This window comes from Streptomyces sp. NBC_00620 (genome assembly GCF_026341825.1).
Taxonomy (GTDB): Bacteria; Actinomycetota; Actinomycetes; order Streptomycetales; family Streptomycetaceae; genus Streptomyces.
Map to the genome: position 1 here is coordinate 2,999,170 of NZ_JAPENY010000001.1, position 25,210 is coordinate 3,024,379.

At 71.7% G+C, this 25,210-nt stretch carries 18 protein-coding genes; 7 read left to right on the forward strand and 11 right to left on the reverse strand.

What is annotated here, in order from left to right; translation table 11 throughout:
- Positions 1 to 24: 24 nt before the first annotated feature.
- Together OG246_RS13810 and OG246_RS13815 are read left to right on the forward strand one after the other, a co-directional pair.
- Positions 25 to 1,200 (forward strand): sensor histidine kinase, encoded by a 1,176-nt coding sequence (locus OG246_RS13810; protein WP_266460755.1) that lies wholly within the window; start codon positions 25 to 27, stop codon positions 1,198 to 1,200.
- On the forward strand, positions 1,188 to 1,835 hold the full coding sequence (locus OG246_RS13815) for a response regulator transcription factor (protein ID WP_266460757.1): 648 nt from the start codon (positions 1,188 to 1,190) through the stop codon (positions 1,833 to 1,835). Before OG246_RS13810 ends, OG246_RS13815 begins: the two co-directional genes overlap by 13 nt.
- On the opposite strand, the gene OG246_RS13820 is transcribed toward OG246_RS13815, so the two are convergent.
- Positions 1,819 to 2,535, reverse strand: coding sequence for a class I SAM-dependent methyltransferase (locus tag OG246_RS13820; protein WP_266460760.1), 717 nt, complete (start codon positions 2,533 to 2,535; stop codon positions 1,819 to 1,821). The two genes, OG246_RS13815 and OG246_RS13820, sit on opposite strands and share 17 nt — an antisense overlap.
- A gap of 46 nt (positions 2,536 to 2,581) precedes the next feature.
- Entirely contained in the window at positions 2,582 to 3,217 is a 636-nt protein-coding gene (locus tag OG246_RS13825; protein ID WP_266460762.1) for a TetR/AcrR family transcriptional regulator, read from the reverse strand.
- 118 nt (positions 3,218 to 3,335) lie between these two features.
- Here OG246_RS13825 and OG246_RS13830 point away from each other — a divergent pair, with 118 nt between their 5' ends.
- Entirely contained in the window at positions 3,336 to 4,262 is a 927-nt protein-coding gene (locus OG246_RS13830) for an oxidoreductase (RefSeq protein ID WP_266460764.1), read from the forward strand.
- Here OG246_RS13830 and galE read toward each other — a convergent pair.
- Entirely contained in the window at positions 4,259 to 5,239 is a 981-nt protein-coding gene (gene galE / locus OG246_RS13835; protein ID WP_266460767.1) for a UDP-glucose 4-epimerase GalE, read from the reverse strand. The genes OG246_RS13830 and galE overlap by 4 nt on opposite strands.
- 75 nt (positions 5,240 to 5,314) lie before the next feature.
- Positions 5,315 to 6,583 carry a glycosyltransferase family 87 protein gene (locus OG246_RS13840; RefSeq protein WP_266460770.1) on the reverse strand — a complete coding sequence of 423 codons (1,269 nt, stop codon included), beginning with the start codon at positions 6,581 to 6,583 and terminating at the stop codon, positions 5,315 to 5,317.
- A gap of 93 nt (positions 6,584 to 6,676) precedes the next feature.
- On the opposite strand from OG246_RS13840, the gene OG246_RS13845 reads away from it, so the two are divergent.
- Positions 6,677 to 8,170 (forward strand): glycosyltransferase family 39 protein, encoded by a 1,494-nt coding sequence (locus tag OG246_RS13845; protein ID WP_266460773.1) that lies wholly within the window; start codon positions 6,677 to 6,679, stop codon positions 8,168 to 8,170.
- An 82-nt stretch (positions 8,171 to 8,252) separates the two neighbouring features.
- Here the strand turns inward: OG246_RS13845 and OG246_RS13850 are convergent, their stop codons facing one another.
- A complete protein-coding gene (locus OG246_RS13850; protein ID WP_266460775.1) occupies positions 8,253 to 8,741 on the reverse strand; it encodes a MarR family winged helix-turn-helix transcriptional regulator in 489 nt (162 codons plus the stop codon).
- Between the two features lie 124 nt (positions 8,742 to 8,865).
- Between OG246_RS13850 and OG246_RS13855 the strand changes: the two genes are divergently transcribed.
- Positions 8,866 to 9,279: an organic hydroperoxide resistance protein gene (locus OG246_RS13855; RefSeq protein ID WP_266460778.1), complete on the forward strand. Its 414-nt coding sequence runs from the start codon at positions 8,866 to 8,868 to the stop codon at positions 9,277 to 9,279.
- A 32-nt stretch (positions 9,280 to 9,311) separates the two neighbouring features.
- Here the strand turns inward: OG246_RS13855 and OG246_RS13860 are convergent, their stop codons facing one another.
- The 6 genes from OG246_RS13860 to OG246_RS13885 all read right to left on the reverse strand — a co-directional run bounded on the left by OG246_RS13860 (position 9,312) and on the right by OG246_RS13885 (position 21,489).
- Complete coding sequence (locus OG246_RS13860) at positions 9,312 to 10,871, reverse strand: hypothetical protein (RefSeq protein ID WP_266460781.1); 1,560 nt, start codon at positions 10,869 to 10,871, stop codon at positions 9,312 to 9,314.
- A 339-nt stretch (positions 10,872 to 11,210) separates the two neighbouring features.
- Positions 11,211 to 13,484, reverse strand: coding sequence for a bifunctional glycosyltransferase family 2 protein/CDP-glycerol:glycerophosphate glycerophosphotransferase (locus OG246_RS13865; protein WP_266460784.1), 2,274 nt, complete (start codon positions 13,482 to 13,484; stop codon positions 11,211 to 11,213).
- A 141-nt stretch (positions 13,485 to 13,625) separates the two neighbouring features.
- Positions 13,626 to 14,507: a carbohydrate ABC transporter permease gene (locus OG246_RS13870; RefSeq protein ID WP_266460788.1), complete on the reverse strand. Its 882-nt coding sequence runs from the start codon at positions 14,505 to 14,507 to the stop codon at positions 13,626 to 13,628.
- A complete protein-coding gene (locus OG246_RS13875; protein ID WP_266460791.1) occupies positions 14,504 to 15,865 on the reverse strand; it encodes a carbohydrate ABC transporter permease in 1,362 nt (453 codons plus the stop codon). Before OG246_RS13875 ends, OG246_RS13870 begins: the two co-directional genes overlap by 4 nt.
- An 11-nt stretch (positions 15,866 to 15,876) precedes the next feature.
- Positions 15,877 to 17,286: an ABC transporter substrate-binding protein gene (locus OG246_RS13880; protein ID WP_266460794.1), complete on the reverse strand. Its 1,410-nt coding sequence runs from the start codon at positions 17,284 to 17,286 to the stop codon at positions 15,877 to 15,879.
- 570 nt (positions 17,287 to 17,856) lie between these two features.
- Positions 17,857 to 21,489: an FHA domain-containing protein gene (locus tag OG246_RS13885; RefSeq protein WP_266460797.1), complete on the reverse strand. Its 3,633-nt coding sequence runs from the start codon at positions 21,487 to 21,489 to the stop codon at positions 17,857 to 17,859.
- 442 nt (positions 21,490 to 21,931) lie between these two features.
- On the opposite strand from OG246_RS13885, the gene OG246_RS13890 reads away from it, so the two are divergent.
- Positions 21,932 to 23,641, forward strand: coding sequence for a serine/threonine-protein kinase (locus tag OG246_RS13890; RefSeq protein ID WP_266460800.1), 1,710 nt, complete (start codon positions 21,932 to 21,934; stop codon positions 23,639 to 23,641).
- A 126-nt stretch (positions 23,642 to 23,767) separates the two neighbouring features.
- Positions 23,768 to 25,012 (forward strand): serine/threonine-protein kinase, encoded by a 1,245-nt coding sequence (locus OG246_RS13895; RefSeq protein WP_266460804.1) that lies wholly within the window; start codon positions 23,768 to 23,770, stop codon positions 25,010 to 25,012.
- The last annotated feature ends 198 nt before the right edge of the window (positions 25,013 to 25,210 follow it).

A 25,210-nucleotide genomic window follows, 5' to 3' on the forward strand; every position in this document is an offset into this window, starting at 1 on the left:
GGGCGGTCGCCTAACCTGATCACCATGCGGAACACGGTGCGGCAGGCGGCCCGGGCCACGGTCCAGCTGGCCGGGGCTGTCGTGCTGGCCTTCTTCTCGATCATCTTCATCACCGTGCTGCTGATCACGGCCGTCGCCACGCTCGCCGTGGTCGGTGCCGGGCTGCTGCCGGAGACCGTGCTGCTGATACGGCGTATGGCCGGGGCCAAGCGACGCGCGGTGGCCGCGTGGTCGGGCCGGGAGATCCCCGAGGCGTATCTGCCCATCGAGGGCCCGCTGCGCGAGCGGCTGCGCACGGCGGTCCGCGACCCCGGCACGCATGCCGATCTCCGCTGGATGGTCGCGTACTACGGGTACGGCTGCCTCGGGTTCCTGGCAGTGCCGTTGTGGCTCGTCGGTCTGCTCGTCGACGGCGTGTGGCAGGGGCTGCTGGGCCGGGAGGCGGTCGTACTCCCGTTGATCAGCCGTGTCGCGGACCTCGACGCGGCCTGGTCGACCGCCCTCCTCAAGCCCTCGCCGAAGGCGCGGCTCGTCGAGCGGGTCGAGGAGCTGACCGAGACCCGGGCGGGTGCGATCGCCGCGCACGGTGCCGAACTACGCCGTATCGAACGGGACTTGCACGACGGTACGCAGGCGCGCCTTGTCGCGCTGTCGATGCGGATCGGGCTGGCGAAACGGGCGTACGAACGCGACCCGGAGGCCGCGCGCAAGCTGCTCGACGACGCCCAGGACCAGGCCGAGGAGGCCCTGACCGAGCTGCGCCACGTCGTACGCGGCATCCATCCGCCGATCCTCACCGACCGGGGTCTGGCGGGGGCGGTACGGGCGCTGGCCGCGAGCAGCGGGCTCGATGTCACCGTATGGGTGGACGGCCTTGAGGACCGTCACGCGGGCGGTGCGGAGAACGGGCCGCGGCCGCCGGCGGCGGTCGAGGCGGCCGCGTACTTCGTCGTGGCCGAGGCCCTCACGAACGCGGCGAAGCACAGCGGGGCGGAGCGGGCGTCGGTCCAACTGGTGCGGCTGCCTGCGGGGTTGAGGGTTGTCGTACGGGACGAAGGGCGTGGCGGGGCCGATGAGGCGGGCGGTTCCGGGCTGCTCGGCATGCGGCGCCGCGTCGCCGCGCTCGATGGGACCTTGCTGGTGACCAGCCCCGCCGGGGGGCCGACCGTGATCGAAGTGGAGCTGCCGTGCGTGTGGTGATTGCGGAGGACAACGCCCTGCTGCGGGAGGGGCTCGTGCTGCTGCTCACCTCCTCCGGCCATGAGGTCGTGGCGGTGGCCGGCAGCGGGCCCGAGGTGCTGCCCGCCCTCCTCGAACACCGGCCGGACGTCGCCGTCCTCGACGTCCGGATGCCGCCGGGCTTCCGCGACGAGGGCCTGCGCGCGGCGCTCGCCGCCCGTAAGGAGATCCCCGGGCTGCCGGTGCTCGTGCTCTCCCAGTACGTCGAGGAGTCGTACGCCGCCGAGTTGCTCGGCGGTGGTGCGAGCGGGGTCGGCTACCTGCTCAAGGACCGGGTGGGCCGGGTCGACGAGTTCCTTGACGCCCTGGAACGGGTCGCCGCCGGAGGCACGGCTCTCGACCCCGAGGTCGTCACCGAACTCCTCACCCGCCGCCGCGACTCGCCCCTCGACTCCCTGACCCCCCGCGAACGCGAGGTCCTCGAGCTGATGGCCGAGGGCCACGACAACGCCACCATCGCCAAGACCCTCGTCGTCACGGAACGCTCGGTCAGCAAACACATCGGCAACGTGTTCCTGAAACTGGGCCTGCCACCGAGCGACAGCGGACACCGGAGGGTGCTGGCCGTACTGGCGTATCTCAACAGGGAGTTGTGAGCTTCACGGAGAGGAATCCGAACAGGTCAGGGATGCCGCCGGGGCCTGCCTCGACGGTGCGCACCAGGCGCAGGCCGGCTGTCGTGGTGGCGTTGAGGAGGTCCCCCAGGGGGAGGTGCCAGGCGCCGACCCGGGCACGGACCCCCGCGGGGTTCCACGCGTCGAAGGAGCGGGAGCGGTCGGCGTACCGTTCGTCGACGACGATCCTCGGCCGGTCGCTCCAGTCGGCGAACGCGCCGATGTAGCAGGGGTGTACGCCCAGATGCACGAACTGTCCGCCGGGCCGCAGAACGCGGGCGATCTCGCGCAGAACGGCCGCGTAGTCGGGCACGTCGGTATGAGCCAGGACGCAGACGGCGGCGGGCAGCGAGCCATCCGCGAACGGAAGCGCCGTCGAGTCAGCCCTGACGACGGGCAACCTGCCCACCGCATGCCGGAGTTGACCACCCGACAGATCCACCCCCACCGGCGCCCACCCCAGCCCGCCCAGCACGGACGCGTGAGCCCCCGTCCCACAGCAGACGTCCAGGCACGTCCCCTCACCGGCACCCAGCAGATCCTCAAGCGTGGCGTGCACCCGCTGGATGTACTCACCGGCCCTGCCGGCCGACATGAACTCGTTGTACCAGTCGGCGTGTTCGTCGTAGGTCGCTGTCGCCCTGGTCCCCACGCCCGCGGTCGTGCCCGTATCGGATCCCATGCCGCCGACGCTAGGGACGGCGGACAGGGCTGCGGGGTCTGTTCGCTCAGGGCTTTGGCGGGCGCCCGCCCGGCCGGGGAGTGTCCGGGGCGCTGCCCCTGAGGGTGAAGGCGATTACGTTCTCCAGGTCCACGTCCGGGGTTTCGGTGGGGAGTGTGCCGCTTACGGCGATGCTGGCGTAGCCGTGGAGGGTGGTGAAGAGGGGGAGGGCGATGCTTTCGATGGGGCCCTCGCGGACCTCGCCGCGGCGCTGGCCTTCCTCGATGAGGCGGGTGGCCAGTACGCCCATGTTCTGGGAGGCGGCGACCAGGGCCGCGGAGGCCGCCGGGTCGTGCTTGATCGAGAACATGAGGTCGAGGAGTTCCGCGTTGGCGGTGGCGAAGCCGACGTAGGAGCGGGCCAGGGCGCCGAGGCGGTCGGCGAAGGTCTCGTCCGCCGTCTCCTGTGACGCGGCCAGCGTCTCGCCGAAGCGCTCGAAACCGACCAGGGCCAGCGCGTCCAGCAGAGCCTGCTTGTCCTTGAAGTGACGGCTCGGCGCGGCATGGCTGACGCCCAGGTCGCGGGCCAGTTCGCGCAGGGACAGGGCGGCGGGGCCCTTCTCCCTGAGCGTCTCCTCGGCGCGGGTCAGCAGGGCGGCGCGTAGGTCTCCGTGGTGGTAGCGGCGTGTTTGGCGAGTCTGCATGGCCCTCAGTGTAGTGGCCATGTGAACGCTGGCTACATTGTTGTCGACGTCATCATTGTTGGCATTGGCAGCATTGTTGGCGTTGACAGCATTGTTGTCGACGCCTACATTCAGAGTCATGGCTACCAAGCAGACGTGGAACGCAAGCGACATCGTCGACCAGACCGGCCGTACCGCCGTCGTCACCGGCGCCAACAGCGGGCTCGGTATCGCCACCGTCGACGCCCTGGCCCGTGCGGGCGCGCACGTCGTACTCGCCGTACGGGACGTGAAGCGTGGCGAGGACGCCGCCCGCACCGTCCAGGGCGCCAAGGGCACCGTCGAGGTGCGCCGCCTCGACCTCGCGGATCTCGCCTCGGTGCGGGAGTTCGCCGAGTCCTGGCAGGGCGACCTGGACCTGCTGATCAACAACGCCGGCGTCATGAACATCCCCGAGGCCAGCACCAAGGACGGCTTCGAGATGCAGTTCGGGACGAACCACCTGGGGCACTTCGCCCTGACCAACCTGCTGCTGCCGTACGTCACCGACCGCGTGGTCACCGTGTCCTCCGGGTCCCACCGGTTCCCCGGCAGCCCCCACATGCACTTCGACAACCTGAATCTGACCGGCGAGTACTCACCCACGGTCGCCTACAGCCAGTCCAAGCTCGCCAACCTGCTCTTCACCCTGGAGCTGCAGAGCCGGCTGGCCGCCGAGGGATCGTCCGTGCGGGCCCTCGCCGCGCACCCCGGCTGGGCCGCCACCCAGCTCCAGAGCCATGACGGAAGCGCCGTGCGGCGCGCCTTCATGGCGGTGGGCAACCGCTTCATCGCCCAGGACAACACGGCCGGCGCCCTGCCCACGCTGTACGCCGCCACGCAGGACCTGCCCGGCGCCAGCTACCTCGGACCGGACGGTTTCGCCGAGATGCGCGGCGGACCGGCCCTCGTCGGCCGCTCGGCCGCGGCCAGCGACCCGGAGTCCGCCGTCCGCCTGTGGGCGGCCTCGGAGCAGCTGACCGGCGTCACCTTCCCGCAGCTGAGCAGCTTGGTAGTGAGTGTCTAGTCGCGCGCGGCCTCCGGATGCAGCCGCACCCACCCCGCCCACGCCGACGTGATCATGTCCTGGACGTCGTACTTCGCCTTCCAGCCCAGTTCCACGGCGATGCGGTCGGCCGAGGCCACCACGCGGGCCGGGTCGCCGGGACGGCGGGGAGCGGTCACCGGGGGGCGGTCGTAACCGGTGATCGCGTTGATCCGGTCGATCATCTCGCGCACCGAAACGCCTTCCCCGCGGCCGATGTTGAGGGTCAGGTTCCTTCCCGGGGACGACTGCAGGGCGCGGGCCGCGATCACATGGGCCTCCGCCAGGTCCACCACGTGGATGTAGTCGCGGACGCAGGTCCCGTCGGGGGTCGGGTAGTCGTCGCCGAAGATACGCGGCGGCGCGTCATCGGTGAGCCTCTCGAAGACCATGGGGACGAGGTTGAAGACGCCGACGTCCGCGAGTTCGGGCGTCGCCGCTCCCGCCACGTTGAAGTAGCGCAGGGACGCGGTGGACAGACCGGTGGCGCGGCCCGTCGCGCGGACCAGCCACTCACCCGCCAGCTTCGTCTCGCCGTACGGGCTCATCGGCAGGCACGGCGTCTCCTCCGTCACCAGGTCCACATCCGGCATGCCGTACACCGCGGCCGACGACGAGAAGACGAAGGACGGGACCGACGCGGCGGTGACCGCCTCCAGCAGCACCCGCAGACCCTCGACGTTCTCCCGGTAGTAGTGCAGGGGCAGTTCCACCGACTCGCCGACCTGCTTCTTCGCCGCCAGGTGTACGACGCCGGTGACGGAGTGTTCCTCGATCGTGCGGGCCAGGAGTTCGGCGTCCAGGGTCGAGCCGACCACCAGCTGGACACCGGAAGGCACCCGCTCCGCGATCCCCGTGGACAAGTCGTCGTAGACCACGGCCTGTTCGCCCGCGTCGAGCATCGCGCGGACGACGTGCGCCCCGATGTAGCCGGCGCCGCCGGTGATCAGCCAGGTCATGTGCGGCCGTCCCCTCGTGGGTGAGCTGGGTGGGCCCGTGAACCGGTGGTCCCGCCCGTGTTGTTCGGTCGCGTCTCAGTGAATCAGGCGAAGGGGCTCCGGGTTCCGGGCCGGAACGTTCGACTGCGCCGAACCCGTCATGGGTGGTAGGCCCGATCGCCACAGCCGTGTGAAGGACAGCGCCGCCGCGGACGCCAGCAGGCCGTTGCGCAGGAGCATCAGCAGGCAGCCCGTCCAGGTGCTGTGGACGACCTCCTCGTACATGACGGGGTACACGACCGAGCTGACCGCCGTGGCCGCCACGATCAGCGCCGCGACCGGGCGCTGCGTGGTGTGCCGCGAGGTCAGGCACACGGCGGACAGGCCGAGTAGCCACACCATGTACTGGGGGCTGATCACCCGGCTGGTCACCGTGAAGAGCAGTACGGCGGCGAGCGCGGCGTCGTACGGGGTCGCCGCCGTCCAGTGCCGTGCGCGCACCCGCCACAGCAGCAACAGCCCGAAGGCGGCGACCGTGAGGGCGAGCGAGAGGGCCGCGACGGCGGAGACGTACGGGCCGACGAACTCCATCGCGCCGTACTGGTAGCGCACGGTGCCCGGCCACCCGGCGTGGCGCGCGAGGCCGAGGACCGTGCCGCCGAGCGACTCGATCTGTACGCCCCGGCCGCCCTGCTGGCGCAGGAAACCGAAGGGGTTGCCGAAGGCGGCCGTCAGCAGCGTGAGCATGGCCACCGCCGTGACCACCGCCGACGTCCAGGCCCCTCGTGTCGTACGGCCCCTCGGTGTGCCGATGAGCGCCAGCGCGGGCCAGACCTTCACCAGGGCGCCCAGCGCGGCGAACGCCCCGCACGCGCGCGTGGAGCGCGACAACGTCAACAGGGAGATGACGGCGAAGGCCGTGACCTGCACGTCGTAGCGAACGAGCGGGAGGTGCAGGAGGAGGGGGAGCCCCGCCGCCCACAGGGCCGCGCCGCGCAGGGTCCGGCCGGGCCGGGTGCCCGCGCGCGTGAGGGCGATCGTGATCGCGGCGTCCGTGAGGAGGGTCAGCGTCACGAAGGCCGTGAAGTACGTCAGGGCCGGCAGCAGCGCGGGGGCGAGCAGCACCGGGCCCGCGCCCGGCGGGTACTGCCACAGCCGGTCGTCCGTCGGAAAGGCGCCGTGGGACAGCACGCCGTACCAGCGGAAGTACAGGTTGCCGACCTCGCGCGAGACCCCGCCGTGGCCGAGCGGGCGGAGGTGGTCGTGGGCGAGCAGCCACAGCATCAGGGCGCGGGTGGCGAGCCAGGCGGCGGCCAGGAGGAGCAGGCGGATGTGTTTCGGCAAGGTGCTCGTCAAGGTGCTCATCAAGGCCGGATCGTAAGCCGCATGGATGGGGCAAAAGTGTTGATACGCCGTCAATGACCTTCAAAGGTTGTTTAATCGCACAAGATCTTGCCCATGGTGAGCTCGTGGGCGAGGCGGCCGGAGGCCGGACGTACCGAGGCCGTGGCCGTGCTCATGCCCGTGACCGTCATGCTCGCGATCGGGCTCTGGGGCCTCGACCGCGGCGGCATGTGGCGGGACGAGGCCGTCACCTTCCAGGTCGCGCGGCGCTCGGTTCCGCAGATCTGGCAGCTGCTGCACAGCGTGGACGCGGTGCACGGCCTCTACTACCTCCTCATGCACGTCGTCCTTACCCCGCACCCCGGCGAGGTCGCCCTCCGGCTCCCGTCGGTCTGCGGGGCCGCCGCGACCGCGGGCCTCGTCGCCGCCATGGGCGTCCGCCTGTGCCGCCCGCGGGTCGGCCTGTGGGCGGGTCTGCTGTACGCCGTCACGCCCATGACCGGGCACTTCGCGCAGGAGGGACGGTCGTACGCGCTGGTCGCGGCGGGGGTGGCGGGGGCGACGCTGCTTCTGGTGAGGGCCCTGCGGACGGGGGGCTGGTGGGCGTACGGCGGGACGGTCGCCGTCACCTGCCTGCTGCACGAGTTCGCGGTGCTGGTGCTGCTCGCCCACGCCGGGACCCTGGCGCTCGCGCGGGTGCCCCGACGGGTGTGGTGGAGGTGGGGGTGCGCGGCCGGCGCCGCGCTGCTGGTGCTGCTGCCGCTCGCCCTCGTCTCGCAGGGCCAGTCCGCGCAGGTCGCATGGCTGCCGATGCCCGGATTCGGAAGCGCGGACCGTTTGTTACGGGCCTTCGCGGGCCCGAGGCAGCTGGTTTTCGTGCCGTACCTGGTCCTCATCGCCCTGGCCCTGCGGTCCCCGCTCGCGCGGCGGGGCGAGCTGACGCTCCGGGCGGTCGCCCTGCCCCTGATGGTCGTCCCGCCCGCTGTGCTGATGACGGTGTCCCGCTTCTGGCCGCTGTACGACGAGCGCTATGTGCTGTACGCCCTCGCCGGGGCGCCGCTACTGGCCGCCGCAGGAGCGGAACGCCTGGTGGCGATGGTGCCGCGACTCGCCCTCAGTAGCCTTTCCGGCGTCCTCACCGGCGTCCTCGCCATCGCCCTGGTCTTCGTCTGGCAGCTCCCCCTCCTCCGGAAGGACCGCATCCCGGACCGCCGCCCCGACAACCTCGCCGTCGTCTCCGCCGTCGCGGGACGCGAACTGCGGCCCGGTGACCCGGTGCTCTTCCTGCCCTCGCTCGTAAGGCGCTCCGCGCTGGCGTACCCGAACGGCTTCCGCGGCGTGCGGGACATCGCGCTCAGGGAGCCCGGGCCGGTGTCCGGCACCCTGTACGGGCAGGAGACGAACCCGGGCGAACTGCGCCGGCGCCTCGACCGCCTCGACCGGGTCTGGGTGGTCGCCGAGCCGTTCGCGCTCCGGCCGGCCTGGTATCCGGGCAGCGCGACCGAGCGACTCAAACTCGCCGTGGTCGGCGAGGAGTTCGTGCCTAGGGAGGAGGTAGCTCGGAGGGGCGTGACGCTGCGGCTTTACGTCCGCAGAGGCGCCCTTTAGGGGCGCGGGGAACTGCGCGACCAGCCCCCACCGGCCCGCAGCTTCGAACCGCCCCTTGCGAAGCTCGGACGCAGCCCGGCGTCTAGTCCAGCGCGGCATCGTCCAGCGCCGCCGTCAGGCGGTCAAGACGCTCCCGCAGCTCACGGATCTCCTCGAAACTCGCCCCCGTCGCCGCAGCGATCCGCCGCGGCACGAGCAGCGCACGCTCGCGCAGAGCGACGCCCTCCTCGGTGAGGTGGACGTGCACGGAACGCTCGTCGAGGGCACTGCGCTCACGACGTACGAGCCCCGCCACCTCCAGCCGCTTCAGCAGCGGCGACAACGTCCCGGAGTCGAGCCGCAGATGTTCGCCGACCTTCTTCACGGGCAGCTCGCCCTGCTCCCACAGCACCAGCATCACCAGGTACTGCGGGTAGGTGAGCCCGAGGTCCTTGAGGAGCACGCGGTACACGCCGCCGAAGGCGCGCGACGCGGCGTTCAGGGAGAAGCAGATCTGGTTGTCGAGGCGCAGGAAGTCCCCGTCGGGCGGGGCCTGGGCGCTCGTAGTCGTCGGGGTCTGCATGGCGGTCATGGGTCCAGGATAGCTCTAGTCCGCCATTTAGTTGTGCACAATTGAATTGCGTGCTCTAATTGAGTCCGTGAGGCGGCCGGACCGGCCGCTCCGGCAAGATCTTGACTCGAGAGGGATGCTCCCCATGGACGCGATCTACACCGCTGTCGCCACCGCCACCCACGGCCGCGAGGGCCGCGCCGTCAGCTCCGACGGCAAGCTCGACCTCCAGCTGGGCATCCCGGTGGCGATGGGCGGCAACGGCCAGGGCACCAACCCCGAGCAGCTCTTCGCCGCCGGTTACGCCGCCTGTTTCGCCAGCGCCCTCGCCGTCGTCGGCCGTATGGCGAAGGTCGACGTCAGTGAGTCCGCCGTGACCGGCGAGGTCGGCATAGGCAAGCAGGGCGAGGGCTTCGCCCTGAAGGTCACGCTCCGTATCGAGCTGCCCGACACCGTGGACGAGGCCACCGGCCGCAAGCTGGTCGAGCAGGCCCACCAGGTCTGCCCCTACTCCAACGCGACCCGCGGCAACATCCCGGTCGACCTCGTCATCGAGTAGTCCCCGGAGTCATCGAGCAGTCCCCGGACTGCTCAGCGTCCGACCCGCGCCAGCACCTCGCCCGTCTCCTCGCTCCACGCCACCACCACCGCCTCCTCGGGCACCCGCTGCCTGCGCGTCAGCAGCAGCCAGCGCACGTCGTAGCGGCGGACCACTGCGGTGCGCTCGGCGCGGGTCGACGACGGGGCGAGGTAGGCGCGGACCGCCGCGAGCCGCCGCTGCCGTTCCCCCTCGTCGAGGGCGGGATCGGGCAGGGCGGGCGCGGCGAGGTCGACGCCGTGGCCAGGGATCAGACGGACCGCGTAGTACCCGTCGGCGATGACCGCCTCGCCGGGCTCGATGTGCCGCGCCGCCCAGGCGTACGTCGGCCAGCGCGGCGGCTGTTCGAAGCCGACCGGGTCGAGCGAGCGCGGTACGACGGCCCCGGCCTGCACGGTGAGGAAGCCGACGCAGGCCCCCGCGGCCGCCACCGCCCCGAGCCATCGCCGCCGGGCGGGCCACGGCCGCGGCGCCGCCAGCTCCACTGCGAGCGCGAACTGCGCCGGCACCAGCGTGAGCCCCAGGATCCCGCCGTGCGCGTAGTGCCCGCTCACCCGGCCGTACGCCACCGCCGCGCACTCCAGCGCGAACATGAGCACGAGCGGATCCCGTCTTGACCTCCGCGCCCGCAGCCACAGCGCGGGCACCCCGGCGAGCGCCAGCCAGAAGTGCCCCGGCATCCCCTCGTACAGCCGCTCGTACGTCGCGTCCGCCGGCGCCACGACATCGAAGTACGGCCAGCAGGCGGCGACCAGCAGGGCCGTCCCGCCCGCCAGTGCCCACCGCCCCACCACGCCCGCCTGCCACCCGCGCTCCCATCCCGCGACGAGCGCCACCGCGCCGAGCACCGCCGCGATGAACGTGATCGAGTGCACCAGCAGGATCAGCCCGTACAGGGCGCCGAGCCCGGCGTACCCGGAGAAGCTCCCGAGTCCGCTCGGGCCGACGTACCGGATCGCACGGCTGCCCCCGCGGCCACCACCTCCCGCGCGCGTACCCGTCAACGCCCAGGCCCAGAAGGCCAGTCCGACGGCGAACGTCGAGGGATCGCCGAGGTTCCCCGTCATGGGCATCATTGCGAGGAAGCCGCTCCACGAGACACGCTCGGTGCCCCACAGGAGCGTCATCGCGGCGAGTGCGAGCACGGGTGCCCAGGGCCTGCGCGGGGCCAGGACGCGGACGAAGCGGCCGATGCCGGTCAGCAGGACCAGCAGGTTCAGCGGTCCCGACAGCCGTACGACCTCCCAGCCGCCCAGGCCCGACAGCCGGGCGAAGGCTCCCTGCGCCACGGCGTACGGCGAGTAGTACGGGCTGCCCGCGCCGGGCAGGTCCGCCGTCGGGTGGAGAGGGTGGAGGAGGCTTGCGCTGAGCCGTTCGACGACCGCCGCGTGCAGGCCCGCGTCGCAGCACAGCGGGACGCGCCAGTACGCGAGCGACATCACCAGCCAGAACAGGCCGCCGAAGACCTGGTACGGGGTCGGGCGCCAGGAGGCACCGCCGCGCAGTGCGGTGGCGCCGCGCACGGCCCCTCGGAGGACGACGTCGGCGCTCACCGGGTGGAGGGACGGGGCTGGGCGGTGGCTCGGGGCATTTGTCGTCTATTCCCGCCGACGTCGGCCGCCTAAGCGCTCCGCCGGCGGTGCCGGGACGTGCCGTCGACCGTCTGCGGCACCGTCGTGGCTGGTCGCGCCGTTCCCCGCGCCCCTTCAGGGCGCCGGCGAACCGCAGCGGACTTCATCCGCCCTGCTCAGCGGTCCGTCACCTCATTGGGTGCGCTCGGCGGCTCCATGAGCGTGCGCCGAGGTGGGCGTTCATCGCCCCGGCCGCCCGGCCGGCCGCCAGGTGACCGGGCGATTGGGTGTGGGCCTGCTGGAGGACATGGGCGTTCCGGTTCAGAGGGTCTCGGCGACGGGGACGGACATGGGCCCGGCGGGCCCCGGGACGGTTGCGAGGGGCGCGAGCTGCAGGGCCGCGGCGGCCGACGGGACCGGGTGCCTGTCGGACAGCGGCACGACCGGCACCCCGCTCTCGCCCAGCACGACCCGGCGTACGACCCGCTCGGCGGCGCGCCCGTCGTCGTACGGGCAGAAGCGCTCACGGAACGCGGCCCGCAGCTGCGTCGAGCGCGAGCCGCGCCAGTGGCCGGTCGCGAAGATGTCGATCAGCTCGTCCTCGCTGCGCGCGACCGCGCCCGGCGGGAAGGCGCGCAGGTCGAAGTAGGTGCCGCGGGCCGCCTCGTACGCCTCCCAGTCGTCGGCGTGGACCACGATCGGGCGGTCGAGGTTGGCGTAGTCGAACATCAGGGACGAGTAGTCGGTGACCAGCGCGTCCGAGGCGAGACACAGGGACTCGATGCTCGGGTGGTCGGTGACGTCGATCAGGCGGCCGCCCGAGGCGTGCGTGAGAGGGGCGTCGTACGAGTGGTGCGCGCGGGTCAGCACCACGAAGCGCGGGCCGAGTTGGCGCAGTACGCGCTCGAGGTCGAGGGTGTGGCGCTGGGTGCGGCGGTAGTCGCGGTACGTCGGCGCGTACAGGACGGCGACGGTGCCCTCGGGGATGCCGAGCGACTCGCGCAGCCGGGCCACGTCCGCCGAAGTCGCCTGCTGGAACACGTCGTTGCGCGGGAGGCCGTACTCCAGCGTGGTGTACGCGGCCGGGAACACGCGCTCCCAGACCAGGGTGGAGTGGCGGTTGGCGGACAGGCAGTAGTCCCAGTCGTCGGCGCCGCGCAGCAGCTCGGCGAAGTCGGTGTCGCGGGCCGCCGCCGGGCGGTCCTGGAGGTCGAGGCCCATGTGCTTGAGCGGGGTGCCGTGCTGGGTCTGGACCATGATCTGGCCGGGGCGCTTGACCAGTCCGCCGTCGAAGTCGACGTTGTTCACGAGGTACTTGGAGCGGGCGAGCGCCGTCCAGTACGCGGCCGAACCGGGGCGGACCCTGCGTGTCGAGGCCGGGATGGTGTGGTGGTGCTCGGGGCGCGCGATCCACGTGGTGCGGATGTGCGGCGCGAAGGTGCGGAACGCGGACTCCAGGGCGCCCGGGTTGCAGCCGTGGCCGCGGCCCCGGTGGCTGGAGAAGACGGCGCGGTCGGCACGCAGGGGGAGGCGGCGCTGTACGCGGTAGTGGAGCCGGAGGGCGGCGCCGCGTGCTCGGTGGATCAGCTTCGAACTGAGCTTGAGGGCACGCCTGTTGATGCTCGACGCCAGGGAGAGGAGACGGTAGATGCGGTGGGTGCCCAGGCGGACCAGCGCGTGCCGCAGGCGGGTACGGACGCGGATCCGGGCGCCCGGGGTGCGGTAACGGCGGTAGTGGTCACGGGACTTGCGCAGGAAGTCGGCGCGGGAGCCGCGGGGCAGCCGGCCACGCTCGACGAACACCGTGGAGACGTGGTCGACCATGCGGCGGAACAGGACCGGGCGCCAGTGGGCCAGCTCCGGGTGCGAGTCGAGATACGCGAAGACACGGTCGTATTGCTCGAAGATGTCGAAGTGCCTGACGCCGGTGGTGGTGCGGGTGCCGCTCATGGTGAGGCGGCGTCGGCGGTGGTGGACGCAGACCCGGTCGAGGGTGGCGATCGTCTCCGCGGACATCAGCACCGGATACGTCCAGGGCGTGGCCTCGTAGCGGCCGGTCGGGAAGGTGAAGCCGCCGCGCTCGACGAACTCCCGGCGGTACGCCTTGTTCCACACGACCGGCAGGGCCGTGAGCAGCGCCGGCCGGTCGTCCAGCCGGAAGGGGGCCGGGCCTTCCTCCGTCAGCTGCTGCGCCGACTGGTTGCGGAGGGCCTCGCCCGACCAGTACGTGTGCGCGTAGTCGTGGACCAGGACGTCCGGTTCGGAGGTCTCCTTCAGGCGGTCGGCGATCGCTCGCAGCGCGTCCGGGGTGAGGGTGTCGTCGCCGTCCAGGAAGATCAGGTAGTCGCCGCTCGCGTGTGCGAGGCCCGCGTTGCGGGCGCGGCCCAGGCCCGCGTTCTCCGGCAGGTGTACGGGGCGTACGCGGGCGTCGCGGGCCGCGAACTCGTCGATGAGCGCGCCACAGGCGTCGGGCGAGCAGTCGTCCACCGCGATCAGTTCGAGGTCCGGACAGGACTGTCCGAGGACGGATTCGAGGCACTCGCTCAAGTACGCCTGAACCTTGTACGCGGGGACGATGACACTGAACCTGGGCAAGGCACATCCATGGGTCGGCGCGGGCAGACTGCCCGGGAACGGCCGAAGGGGGCACCTGGTTACGCGAGTTGCGGCATCCGGGGGAATTTCCGGGTGCCGCAACTCGGTGCGTCTGCCGCTGCTTCAGCGATGCGTCTGCCGCTACTTCACCGCGCCCGCCATCACCCCGGACACGAACTGCCGCTGGAACGCGAAGAACACGGCCAGCGGGATCACCATCGAGATGAAGGCGCCGGGCGCCAGGATCTCGATGTTGCTGCCGAACTGCCGTACCTGCTGCTGCAGGGCGACCGTCAGCGGCTGCGAGTTCGAGTCCGAGAACACCAGGGCGACCAGCATGTCGTTCCACACCCAGAGGAACTGGAAGATCCCCAGGGACGCGATCGCGGGCATGCCCAGCGGAAGCACGACGGTCGCGAAGAGCCGCGCCTCTCCCGCGCCGTCCAGGCGTGCCGCCTCCAGGAGTTCACGCGGGATCTCCGCGAAGAAGTTGCGCAGGAGGAAGATCGCGAAGGGGAGTCCGAAGCCCACGTGGAAGAGGACGACCCCGATGATGTCACCGAAGATCCCGATCTTCCCGAAGAGACTGGAGAGCGGGATCAGCGCCACCTGCACGGGGACGACGAGCAGCGCCACCACCGCCATGAACCACCAGTCGCGGCCCTTGAAGTCCATCCACGCGAAGGCGTATCCGGCCATCGCGCCGATGATGATGACCAGCAGGGTCGCCGGAACGGTGATGTAGATGGTGTTGAAGAGGGCGTTGGTGATGTCACCGTTCTCCAGGAGCGACTGGTAGCTCTTGGAGGTCAGCTGGGCGGGGGCCGAGAAGACCTTCCACCAGCCCGACGCGGCGATGTCGGTCGGGTCGCGGAACGACGAGACCAGCAGGCCGAAGGCGGGCACCAGCCAGAACAGCGCGACCAGGAACAGGAAGACGCGCAGCGCGCCGCCGGCCGCGCCGCTCGCCACGCGGGCGGCGAGGGAGCGCTTGGCGCGTACGGACGTGTCGAGTGCGGTCACCGCTGGCGCTCCTTCCTGAGACGGCGGAGATTGACGTACATCATCGGCAGGACGAGCAGCAGCAGGATGACGCCGATCGCGCTGCCCACGCCGTAGTTGCCCCCGCCGCCGAAGGACGACTGGAACAGCTGCAGGGCGAGGACGTTGGCGTCGTCCTGGCTGGGCTGCGGCGCGATGATGTAGATCAGGTCGAAGATCTTCATCACGTTGATCATCAGCGTGACCAGGACGACGATCAGGACCGGAGCGAGGAGCGGGACGGTGACCCGTCTGAACACCTGCCACTCGTTCGCGCCGTCCACCCTCGCCGCCTCGAGGAGATTGCGGTCCACTCCCGCGAGTCCGGCGGCGATCAGCACCATCGCGAAGCCCGCCCACATCCAGACGTAGCTGCCGATGATGGCCGGTGTCACGAGCGTCGGGCCGAGCCAGTCGATGCCGTTGTAGGGGGCCGCGAAGTTCGAGCCGGGCAGGCGGAGTTGGGCTCCGTCGGCGTCCGCTGGGAGGGTGAAGGTGCCGTCGGCGCCGCTGGTGGCAGAGGCGACTGTCTTGCCGTCCTTCACGGCCTCGACCTTCACGCCCTTCAGGGCCTTCTCGCCCGGGTCGACCTTGCCCTTCTCGCCGCCTCCGCCGAGCTTGAAGTCCAGCCACACCGTGCCGGTGATTCCTTCGGAGCCGGGTGTCGGTGACTTCGCGTCCTCGGGGGTGCCGGGGAGCTTGTTCGGTGCGATGCCGACCAGCGGGAGCAGCGCGGGTGAGCCCGCCTGGACGGTCCCCGTACTGGTGAAGGAACCGCCGCCGGACGCCTTCAGGTCGCTCACCTGGGCGTTCGGCCTCGCCTTCGGATAGACGGAGGAGTCGACGAACGCGTCGTGCACGGACGTCACGATCGCGTTCGCCACGCCCTGCTCCGGGTCCTGCTCGTACACCAGCCGGAAGATGATGCCCGCGGCGAGCATCGAGATCGCCATCGGCATGAAGATGATCAGCTTGAACGCCGTACCCCAGCGCACCCGTTCGGTCAGCACGGCGAAGATCAGGCCGAGCACCGTGACCAGTGCCGGGGCGACGGCGACCCAGATCGCGGTGTTCTTCACTGCGGTCAGTGTCGAGTCGGTGGTGAAGATGTCGATGTAGTTGTCCAGGCCTACGAAGCCTGAACCGGCGGCGTCGTAGAGGCTGCGCCAGACCGAGTACCCGATCGGGTAGACCACGAGCGAACCGAGCAGGATGAGGGCGGGCAGCAGAAACAGCACCGCCACCCACAGCCTCGTCCCGGTCACGCTCTTGCGCGTTCTTCCGACGGAGGGCACCGGGAGTTCGCCGGTGCCGTCCGCCTTCGCTGTCGAAGACGACATGCCGCGCGCCGTCAGCTGCTCTTGTACGCCTTGGCGGCGTCGGCCTCGAGTTTGCTCTGGGCGCCCGCGACGTCCGACGGGTTCTTCAGGAAGTCCTGCAGGTCCTTCCACTCGCCGACACCCTGCGTGCCGCCGAAGGCCGCCGGGGCCTGGTCGGACATGTCGAAGCGGAAGTCGTCACCCGCGGCGAGCAGGGCCTTGGCGATGTCCCGGGTGACATCGTCCTTGTAACTGGCCTGGTCCATCTCCTTGTTGGGGGAGAGGAAGCCGCCCTGTGCCGCCCAGATCTCGGCCGCGTCCGTCGAAGCCAGGAAGGTCAGCAGCGCCTGGGCGCCCGCTCCGTCCTTCAGCGCCACGGCGACGTCGCCGCCGCTGACCACGGGGGCCTGGTCGCCGACCGCCGGGAACGGGAAGACCTTGGCGTCCGTGCCGACCTTCGCCTTCGTGTCCGCGTTGATGTTCGCCGTCACGAAGTCGCCCTCGAAGACCATCCCCGCAGGGGTGTCACCCGAGAACGTCTGCGTCACCGACTTCGGGAACTCCGTCTGCAGCGCGCCCGAGCGGCCGCCCGCGATCAGGTCGTCCTTGCCCCACAGCTCGGCGAGCGTGGTGAGCGCGGCCTTGACCGACGGGTCCGTCCACTTGATCTCGTGCGCGGCCAGCTGGTCGTACTTCTCCGGGCCCGCCTGGGAGAGGTACACGTTCTCGAACCAGTCCGTGAGCGTCCAGCCGTCGGCTCCGCCGATGGAGACTGCGGGGGAGCCGGCGTCGGAGAGTGTCTGCGCGGTGGCGATGAAATCCTTCCAGGTGGTGGGCGTGTCGGTGATGCCTGCGGCTTCGAACGCCGCGGTGTTGTACCAGACCAGGGACTTGTTGGCGGCCTTCACATAGATGCCGTACTGCTTGCCCTCGTACGCGCCCAGGTCCTTCCAGCCCGCTGAGAAGTTCTTGTCCAGCTGGGCCTGGGCGTCGGTGCCGATGTCCTTCAGCCAGCCCTTCTCTGCGAACTGGTGCAGGACGCCGACCTGGGGGAGGAACGCCACGTCCGGCGGCTTGCCGCCCTCGATCTTGGTACCGAGGAAGGTGGAGGTGTTGTTGCCGGTCGGCACGAAGTTGACCGTGGCGCCGGTGCGCTTCTCGAACTCGTCCAGGACCTTGGTGAAGTTGGCCTGCTCGGGGCCGGTCCAGACGGCCGCGACTTCGAGGGTCTGCCCGTTCAGTTTGGGGAGTTGGACGGAGGCGGCGCTTTCCGGGGCGCCGCTGGTTTCCGTGCCGCCCGTGTTGTCGTCGCTGTCGCCGCCGCATGCGGTGAGAGTGAGGGCGCCTGCGATGACCGTGGCCGCGGTTGCTTGTGCGACTCTGCGCGACCTGTGGTGTGTCGAGCTCTCGGGCGACCTGCGTGTACGAATCCTGCTGCGCATCTTTGCCCCGTTCATCGTTCCTCGTCGAACGTTCTGCGCTGTCCCGTGCGGTCTGGTCTACGCCCGTGTCTGCGAGGGCGGCAAGAGCGCCGACGCTGTCAAGGGAGCGATCGTGACCGCGTCGTGACGTGTTCTGGCGGGTGGGGGGTTCGCCTGCTGTCCGGTGGGTGGGTCGGGGGCGTGCCGGTACGTCCGCCCGTCGCCGCCGGATCAGACGTTGGCCGGGCAGTGAAACGTCCGGTGACGCGGGCGTACGCGACGGGCTTTGGACGTACCGGCACGCCCCCGACCCACGCCGGTGGGCGGCTGCGGGGTGTCCGGTGGGGGCCCGCTCCTCGAACGCCTACGGCGTCCGGTGGGCGGGGCGGTGTCGTCCCGATCCCCCACCCGCCCGTGGGGGCTGCGCTTTTCAGCTCGGGGCAGGTATCTCCAGCCCGTCCGGCGTTTGAGGACGAGCCCTTCGGGCGAACGGGGGTCTGGGGGCGGAGCCCCCAGGTACGGGTTGGGTAGGGGCGGAGGGGGCGAAAGAAATCGAGGTCGGCACCGGTGCCTGGGGTTAGGGGTTAGGGGTTAGAGGAGGGACGGGACCTCCGTGGCGGATACCGAGCGGGCGGCTCGTTCCAGGGCGCTGGCCAGGAGGGCCAGGTCTGTGGGGCCGTTGCCGAGTTCTCGGACGGGGCGGCGGGCCGGGGGGTCGCCCATGCGGTGCCATTCGAGGGGGACGACCGTCGGGCGGAGGGTCGCCGTACGGGGGATACGGCCCGTGACCCGGCCTGCCTGGAAGGGCGTGACCCGTCCGTCGGGGCCGAGAAGGTGGCCTCGGCCTGGCGCGGGCTCGTCCGGCCCCTGCGCCGACGACACCTCGTCCAGCGTGACCCGGATCGCCGCGGCCCGGGCGAGCTCGGAATCCGAGGTACGCCCCTCCACCCCGGCGGCAGCCACGAGATGCACCCCGAGCCGCTCCCCTTCACGGGCAACCGCCTCCAGCGCCCGTACGACCGACCCGGCCGAAGGCCGCCCCAGCGACCCCAACGCGGGGGAGAGCAACGCATCCAGGTCGTCGACGACCACCACGAGCCGGGCCAGCGGCGGCCCCGGCTCCGCCCGCTCCCGCGCCGCCGCCGGCCGCAGCCGCAGCGTCGAACTGGGCGGCGCGTCGAGATCCCCGGCACCGGAGGACCCCCCGCCCGCCGAGCGCTGCGTGACCATCCGCCCCGACACCTCGCGCCGGGTGTGCCACTCCGTGAAGTCGAGCCGGCCGAGCAACTCCGCCCGTCGCTTCAGTTCGGCGCTCAGGGACTGGGCGAACTCCCGCATCCGTACGGGGTCGTTGGCGGCGAGGTGCGTGGTGACATGAGGGAGGTCCGTACAGACCCGCAGCCCCTCGCCATTGCCCCCGGTGCCGTCCCGGCCGTCTATCAGGACGATCCCGAGCCGGTCCGGGCGCTCGGCTGCGGCGAGGGACGCGGCGATGGAGCGCAGCAGTTCCGTACGGCCGCTGCCCGACGGGCCCTCGATCAGCAGGTGCGGGCCCTCCGCCGCGAGGTCCACGCAGACGGGTCCGCGCGGCCCGGCACCGAGCACGGCCCAGCCGCGCCCGCCCAGCGCCTCCGCGTCGTCGCCCGCGTCCGCCCAACGTGCCATCAGCGACGCCGGGGTGGCCCGCGCCAGCCCCAACTCGTCGAGGAGCCGCGCCACATGAGGCAACGGCACGGACACCCGCGTGTGCCGCTCCCCTTGCGCACCATCCGTACGCAAGGGAGCCAACGCCCGTGCGAACCGCTCCGCCCATGCCACCGACACCGCGTCCACCGCGGCGACGGTGCCACGGCCCACGGGGCCACGGGGCAGGTGTCCGGGGGAGTGGGGGGTAGAGGGGGTGAGGTGAGAGGAGTTGGGGTGAGAGGAGTTGGGGTGAGAGGAGTTGGGGTGAGAGGAGTTGGGGTGAGCAGGGGAGGGGCGGAGGGGGCGGAGGGATCCGGTGTGGGTGGATTCGGTGTGCGCCGCGCCGCCTTGTGTGGATCCGTGCGGGGATCCGTTGTTGTTGCGCCCGGTGCGTGCCGAGCCGTCCTGGGAGGGGTTGTCGTGTGCGGGGCCGCTGTCCGTGGACCCGGGACGGGTCGACCCGGAGTGCGTGGGCTCGGGTCCCTCCGGGGCGCCCTGTGCCACCCGCAGCAACCGCAGCGCCGTGGCCACATCGCCGCTGAGCAGCGCGACCGCCCCGCACTCCCGGAACGCCGGTGACGTCTCGCATGCCGCCTCGTACGTGTCCCTCACGGGTGACGCCGGTGACGCGGATGCCGTCTCGGCCAGGCAGATGACGTGTATGCCGGCCCGCGAACCCTCGTGTGCCAGCCGTGCCACGGACTCGCGTACGTCGGCTCCGCCTGGGTCGCCGTCCACGATCACGACCGTGTACGGCCCGTCGAAGGCGCCGTCCGCAGGGTCCTCGTCCCGCGCCCACGAGGGCCGTCGGGCTCCGGCGCGGCCTGCGTCGTCACGGGGAGCGCCCGGCGTCTGCGGGTGGTCGTCCAGGCGGCGGAGGAGTTCCTCGGTGCGGGCTGTGGCCTGTTCGCGGTCGTACGCGAGCAGGAGGCGGCAGTCCTGGCCGTGGGTGGGGCGGAGGTGCGGGAGCCAGCCGAGCCAGGACCACTCGGCGGTGCGTTCCTCCACCGTGCGGGAACGGTCCGTGCTGATCAGGACGATCTCCAGCGCGTCCGGCGAGTGCAGCGCGGCGAGCTGTGCCACGACCGCGCGGGCCAGCCCCGTGAGGCGTTCCCTCGGTCCGGCGAGGCCCAGTGCGCCTGCCTCGCGCAGGTCGGCGGTGACCGGCACGGCGGGCAGCAGGCCGGAACCGTCGGGCGCCGCCCGGTCCGCCGTGCCCAGCCGGACCGTCAGCGCCTCCGGGTGCCCCGGGCCGCGTTCCCACAGCCTCGGTCCCGGACCCAGCGCGGTGAGCAGCAGTGCCGCGGGGTCGGGCCAGCTCTCCGGCGACCGCGTCACCACCGGGGGGTTCTCCTCCGCAGCGGCTTCCCCGTCGTCGTACGGGTCCTGCCCGGCTTCCGACGGCTCCGCGCGCCCGCCGGTCAGGCGCCGGGCCCATGCGCCGAGTCCGCCCCGCTTGCGTACGCCCGACGGCACGTCCGTACCCCGGGGTGGGGTGCCCTTTCGCGTGCCCGTGGCAGAAGTGGCAGAAGTGGCAGAAGTGTCGGAAGCGGTCGAGCTGCCGGGGGCGCTGTCCCTGTCGCGGGGGGCCTCAGCTGCGCTGGAGGATCCCCGGGTCTCGATCCGGGGCGCCCCGCCTTGTTCCGGTACGACCGGACCATGGTCCTGCGCTGCGGGGACGCCGCCCGCGGCTCCCCACTCCGCCGATCCGTAGCCGTGGTGTGTCTCTCCTTCGGGCGGGACCGCGCCGGCTCCGGCCGTCCCGGTGGCGGTCGAGAACGACGTCCGGGTCTGGGAGGCGCCTCCCACGCGCGCGTGGGGCACGTTCGCCGTCGGTGCGGGCCGGGTGCGTTCGGCGGCGTCGGCAGGAGCAGCGGCATCCCGCGTATCGCCCTGGACCGTCACCCGGACGTGGCCTTCGCCGTCGGGTGTCGTCCCCACGGACCCCGTGACCTCGGGCGGAGCCAGCCTCAGGGCCGATTCGCCGACGCGCAGGAGCGCCCCCGGGGCGAAGCGGACCGGGCGGGTGCCCACACGGGTGCCGTTGAGCGTCGTGCCGTTCGTGGAGCCGAGGTCGGCGACCGAGACGCGGCCCTCGGGGGTGACCGTGACCGCGCAGTGCAGGCGGGAGACGTCGGGGTCGTCCAGCGGTACGTCCGCGTCGGCGGAGCGGCCGATGCGGATCTGGCCGCCGTGCAGCAGGTGGACGCCGCCCGCGTCGGGGCCCGCGATCACCTGGAGCTGGGCGGCGACGTCGTCCACGTCGGGACCGGGCTCCGCGGGGGAGCCCAGGGACAGCACGGCGCCGTCGGTCAGCGGTGGCTCGCCCACGGTGCAGCGCTGGGCGTCGAGGCGCTCGGCGCCCGCGTACAGCACGACCTGGCTGTCACTCCCGCCGACCGCCGAGGCGAGTGCCGAGGCCACCGCGGCCAGAGCCGTCCCGGCCGGGGCCGTGACGAGCACATCGCAGACCGCGGCTCGCCCCCGCGGCTCCGAGGGCGGGCCCAACGGGTCTACGACGGTCAGCCGGATCTGCATCGCCGTCAGCGGTCCCTTCCGCGCGGGTGTCCGCGACGAGGACGAGGCTGCGCTGTGGTCCCCCCACCGCAGATTCCCCCACCGCACACGGGCACGTCGGCCAGTACTGGAGGCATCCTCGCACCTGCCACTGACAACACGCCCGCCCCCCACCCGTAAGTGATCTTGATTGGTCGGCTCTGCCCGTAAAAGTTCCTGACCAGTGCCCTACCCGTGCCCGAGCGGTGCCTGCTTGAGATCGGTCACGTTCACGTCTCGGCAACCAACCGACCGGACCGAGCGTCTTTCCATCGAACATGTACGGCAACTGGTACGTAAGCGACTATGGGGCGCACGGGATGCGGGGGGCGGCACAGGAAGACGACAGTCCAGTGCTATGTATCCCGGCACTACAGTGGGTCGGAATCAGCAGGCGACCAGCAAGCAACAGGGAGCGCATGACGTGCGGCCGGTAGGGAGCAAGTACCTCCTTGAGGAGCCGTTGGGACGCGGCGCCACAGGCACCGTCTGGCGCGCTCGCCAGCGGGAGACGGCAGGCGCCGAGGCGGCCGTCCAGGGCCAGCCCGGCGAGACCGTGGCGATCAAGGTCCTCAAGGAAGAGCTCGCCGGCGACCCCGACATCGTGATGCGGTTCCTGCGGGAGCGCTCCGTGCTGCTCCGGCTGACCCACCCGAACATCGTGCGCGTACGGGATCTCGTCGTCGAAGGCGATCTGCTCGCGCTCGTCATGGACCTGATCGACGGTCCCGACCTGCACCGCTACCTCCGCGAGAACGGGCCGCTCAGCCCCGTCGCCGCCGCCCTCCTGACCGCCCAGGTCGCCGACGCGCTCGCCGCCAGCCATGCCGACGGCGTCGTCCACCGGGATCTGAAGCCCGCGAACGTCCTGCTCATGCAGCAGGGCGGCCAGATGCACCCGATGCTGACGGACTTCGGCATCGCCCGGCTCGCGGATTCCCCGGGGCTGACCCGGACCCACGAGTTCGTCGGCACGCCCGCGTATGTCGCGCCCGAGTCCGCGGAGGGGCGTCCGCAGACGTCCGCCGTCGACATCTACGGGGCGGGCATTTTGATGTACGAGCTGGTCACCGGGCGTCCGCCGTTCGGCGGCGGGTCCGCGCTCGAGGTGCTGCACCAGCACCTGAGCGCCGAGCCGCGCCGCCCGTCGACCGTCCCCGACCCCCTGTGGACCGTCATCGAGCGCTGCCTGCGCAAGAACCCGGACGAGCGGCCCAGCGCCGAGAACCTCGCCCGCGGACTGCGTACGGTCGCCGCGGGCATCGGCGTGCACGCGAACTCCGCGCAGATCATGGCCGCCGAGGGGGTGGGGGCACTCCTCGTCCCCGACCCGTCCCCGGCGACCGTCCCCGGCATGCCCGGCGCCGCCGACCCCACCCAGGTGCTGCCGCACGGCGCGGGCTCGTACGACCCGAACGCCGCGACCAGCTACCTCCCGCACACCGGTGCCGCCGACCCCACCGCCGTACTCCCCAACCGCGGCGCGGCCGACCCGACCGCCGTCATGCCGCCCGTGCCGCAGAACCAGCCGGGCGGGCAGGGCGGTCCCGAGGACCCGCACCCCTGGCAGAACCAGCTGCGCGCGGCCCGCGACCGCAACGAGGCGACGCAGGTCCAGTACCTCGACCCGAACGAGGACCCGCTGCGCCGCCGCCCCCAGCGGCAGGTGGCACGGCCCCAGCAGCGCCCGCAGCAGCAGCGACCGCCGCAGGGACAGCAGCCGCCGCCCGGATACGGATATCCGCAGCAGCAACAGCCGCAGCAGTACGCGCCTCAGCACCAGCAGCCCCAGCGTCAGCAGCCTCAGCCGCAGCACCAACAGCCGCAGCGGTACGCGCCCGCGCCGCAGCAGCCCCAGCAGCCCGCGCCGCGTGAACCGCGCGAGCCCCGGCAGCGCAGTGCCAACCCGATGAAGATTCCCGGGCTCGGCTGCCTCAAGGGGTGCCTGTTCACCGTCGTCATCCTCTTTGTCGCCGCGTGGCTGATCTGGGAGTTGAGTCCCCTTCAGGAATGGATTGGGAGCACCCGGAGTTTCTGGGGCCAGCTGACTGAGATGTACAACACCGTCTCCGGGTGGGTCGGGGATCTCGGCGGAGGTTCCAGCGGTAGTTCCGGCGGTAGTTCCGGGCAGTAATTCGGGACTTCTGGGAACCGAGTCTGGGGATTTGTCGACACCTGGCGGGTGATTTCCGTCCTGGGAGTGAAGGTTGGCTCTTCGGACGCGTAGTTTTAGCGACAACACGCGTCTGTAGGAGCAGCCTTGGCACGGAAGATCGGCAGCCGGTACACCGCCAACCAGATCCTGGGGCGGGGCAGCGCCGGCACGGTGTGGCTGGGCGAGGGGCCCGACGGGCCCGTCGCCGTCAAGCTGCTGCGCGAGGACCTTGCGTCCGACCAGGAGCTCGTGGGGCGCTTCGTGCAGGAGCGCACGGCGCTGCTCGGGCTCGATCATCCGCATGTGGTCGCGGTGAGGGATCTCGTCGTCGACGGCAACGACCTCGCGCTCGTCATGGATCTCGTCCGTGGCACCGATCTGCGCACCCGGCTCGACCGGGAGCGGCGGCTCGCCCCCGAGGCCGCGGTCGCGATCGTGGCCGATGTAGCGGACGGGCTGGCGGCGGCGCACGCCGCGGGGGTCGTCCACCGGGACGTGAAGCCGGAGAACGTGCTGCTCGACATGCAGGGGCCGCTCGGGCCCGGCGGCTCGCACCCCGCGCTCCTCACCGACTTCGGTGTGGCCAAGCTCATCGACTCGCCCCGGCGGACCCGCGCGACGAAGATCATCGGCACACCGGACTATCTCGCGCCCGAGATCATCGAGGGGCTGCCGCCCCGGGCCGCGGTCGACATCTACGCCCTGGCGACCGTCCTGTACGAGCTCCTCGCCGGGTTCACGCCCTTCGGCGGCGGACACCCCGGGGCGGTGCTGCGGCGGCATGTGACCGAGACGGTCGTTCCGCTGCCGGGGATCCCTGACGAGCTGTGGCAGCTGCTCGTGCAGTGTCTGGCGAAGGCGCCGGCGTCTCGGCTGCGGGCGTCCGAGCTGGGGGAGCGGTTGCGGGAGCAGCTGCCTCTGCTGGCGGGGATGCCGCCGCTGGACGTGGATTCGCCGGATGCGGAGTCCGGGGACGACGAGGGGTACGAGGAGGCCGCCGAGCCTTCCGCCCCGCGTGCCCCGGCGGGGGCTCGGCGGGGGGCCGTTCCGCTTGTGCCCGGGGCTGTGTCCGACTCGAACCGGGACACCCATACGTCGATGCGGGTGCCGGGGCCGGATGAGCTGGCGGGTGGGGCGCGGGGTACTGCTCGCGTTCCGCGGGCTGCGGGGGCGCCGCGGCCCGGGTCCGCGCGGCATCGGGCCTCCGCTCGGCGGCGGCGGATCACTCTCGGGGCGGCGGCTGTCGCCCTTGTCGCGGCCGTCGGCGTCGGTACCTGGCTCGCGACCTCGGGAGACGAGGCTGGGTCCACACCTCCGGACACTAAGAACTCGGCGCCGGCGTCTCCGTGACCGTGGGGTTGTTCGCCCCCTCCGCCCCTTCCCGTCCCTTGTTCCTGGGGCTCCGCCCCAGACCCCGCTCCTCAAACGCCGGAGGGGCTGAATCTTTCCCCGGCCGGCGCTGAAATCTTTCGCCCCGGCCGGAGAACCTTTCAGTCCCGGCCGGGGGAGATCTTTCAGCCTGTCCGGCGTTTGAGGACGAGCGCGTCA

What these genes read in the sequence shown, in the direction of transcription:
- OG246_RS13810 (WP_266460755.1), top strand. Translation starts at nt 25, where the DNA reads ATGCGGAACACGGTGCGGCAGGCGGCCCGGGCCACGGTCCAGCTGGCC.
- OG246_RS13850 (WP_266460775.1), bottom strand. Translation starts at nt 8,741, where the DNA reads ATGACCGCCATGCAGACCCCGACGACTACGAGCGCCCAGGCCCCGCCC.
- OG246_RS13880 (WP_266460794.1), bottom strand. Translation starts at nt 17,286, where the DNA reads ATGCGCAGCAGGATTCGTACACGCAGGTCGCCCGAGAGCTCGACACAC.
- OG246_RS13885 (WP_266460797.1), bottom strand. Translation starts at nt 21,489, where the DNA reads ATGCAGATCCGGCTGACCGTCGTAGACCCGTTGGGCCCGCCCTCGGAG.
- OG246_RS13855 (WP_266460778.1), top strand. Translation starts at nt 8,866, where the DNA reads ATGGACGCGATCTACACCGCTGTCGCCACCGCCACCCACGGCCGCGAG.
- OG246_RS13845 (WP_266460773.1), top strand. Translation starts at nt 6,677, where the DNA reads ATGGTGAGCTCGTGGGCGAGGCGGCCGGAGGCCGGACGTACCGAGGCC.
- galE (WP_266460767.1), bottom strand. Translation starts at nt 5,239, where the DNA reads ATGACCTGGCTGATCACCGGCGGCGCCGGCTACATCGGGGCGCACGTC.
- OG246_RS13840 (WP_266460770.1), bottom strand. Translation starts at nt 6,583, where the DNA reads ATGAGCACCTTGACGAGCACCTTGCCGAAACACATCCGCCTGCTCCTC.
- OG246_RS13820 (WP_266460760.1), bottom strand. Translation starts at nt 2,535, where the DNA reads ATGGGATCCGATACGGGCACGACCGCGGGCGTGGGGACCAGGGCGACA.
- OG246_RS13825 (WP_266460762.1), bottom strand. Translation starts at nt 3,217, where the DNA reads ATGCAGACTCGCCAAACACGCCGCTACCACCACGGAGACCTACGCGCC.
- OG246_RS13875 (WP_266460791.1), bottom strand. Translation starts at nt 15,865, where the DNA reads ATGTCGTCTTCGACAGCGAAGGCGGACGGCACCGGCGAACTCCCGGTG.
- OG246_RS13830 (WP_266460764.1), top strand. Translation starts at nt 3,336, where the DNA reads ATGGCTACCAAGCAGACGTGGAACGCAAGCGACATCGTCGACCAGACC.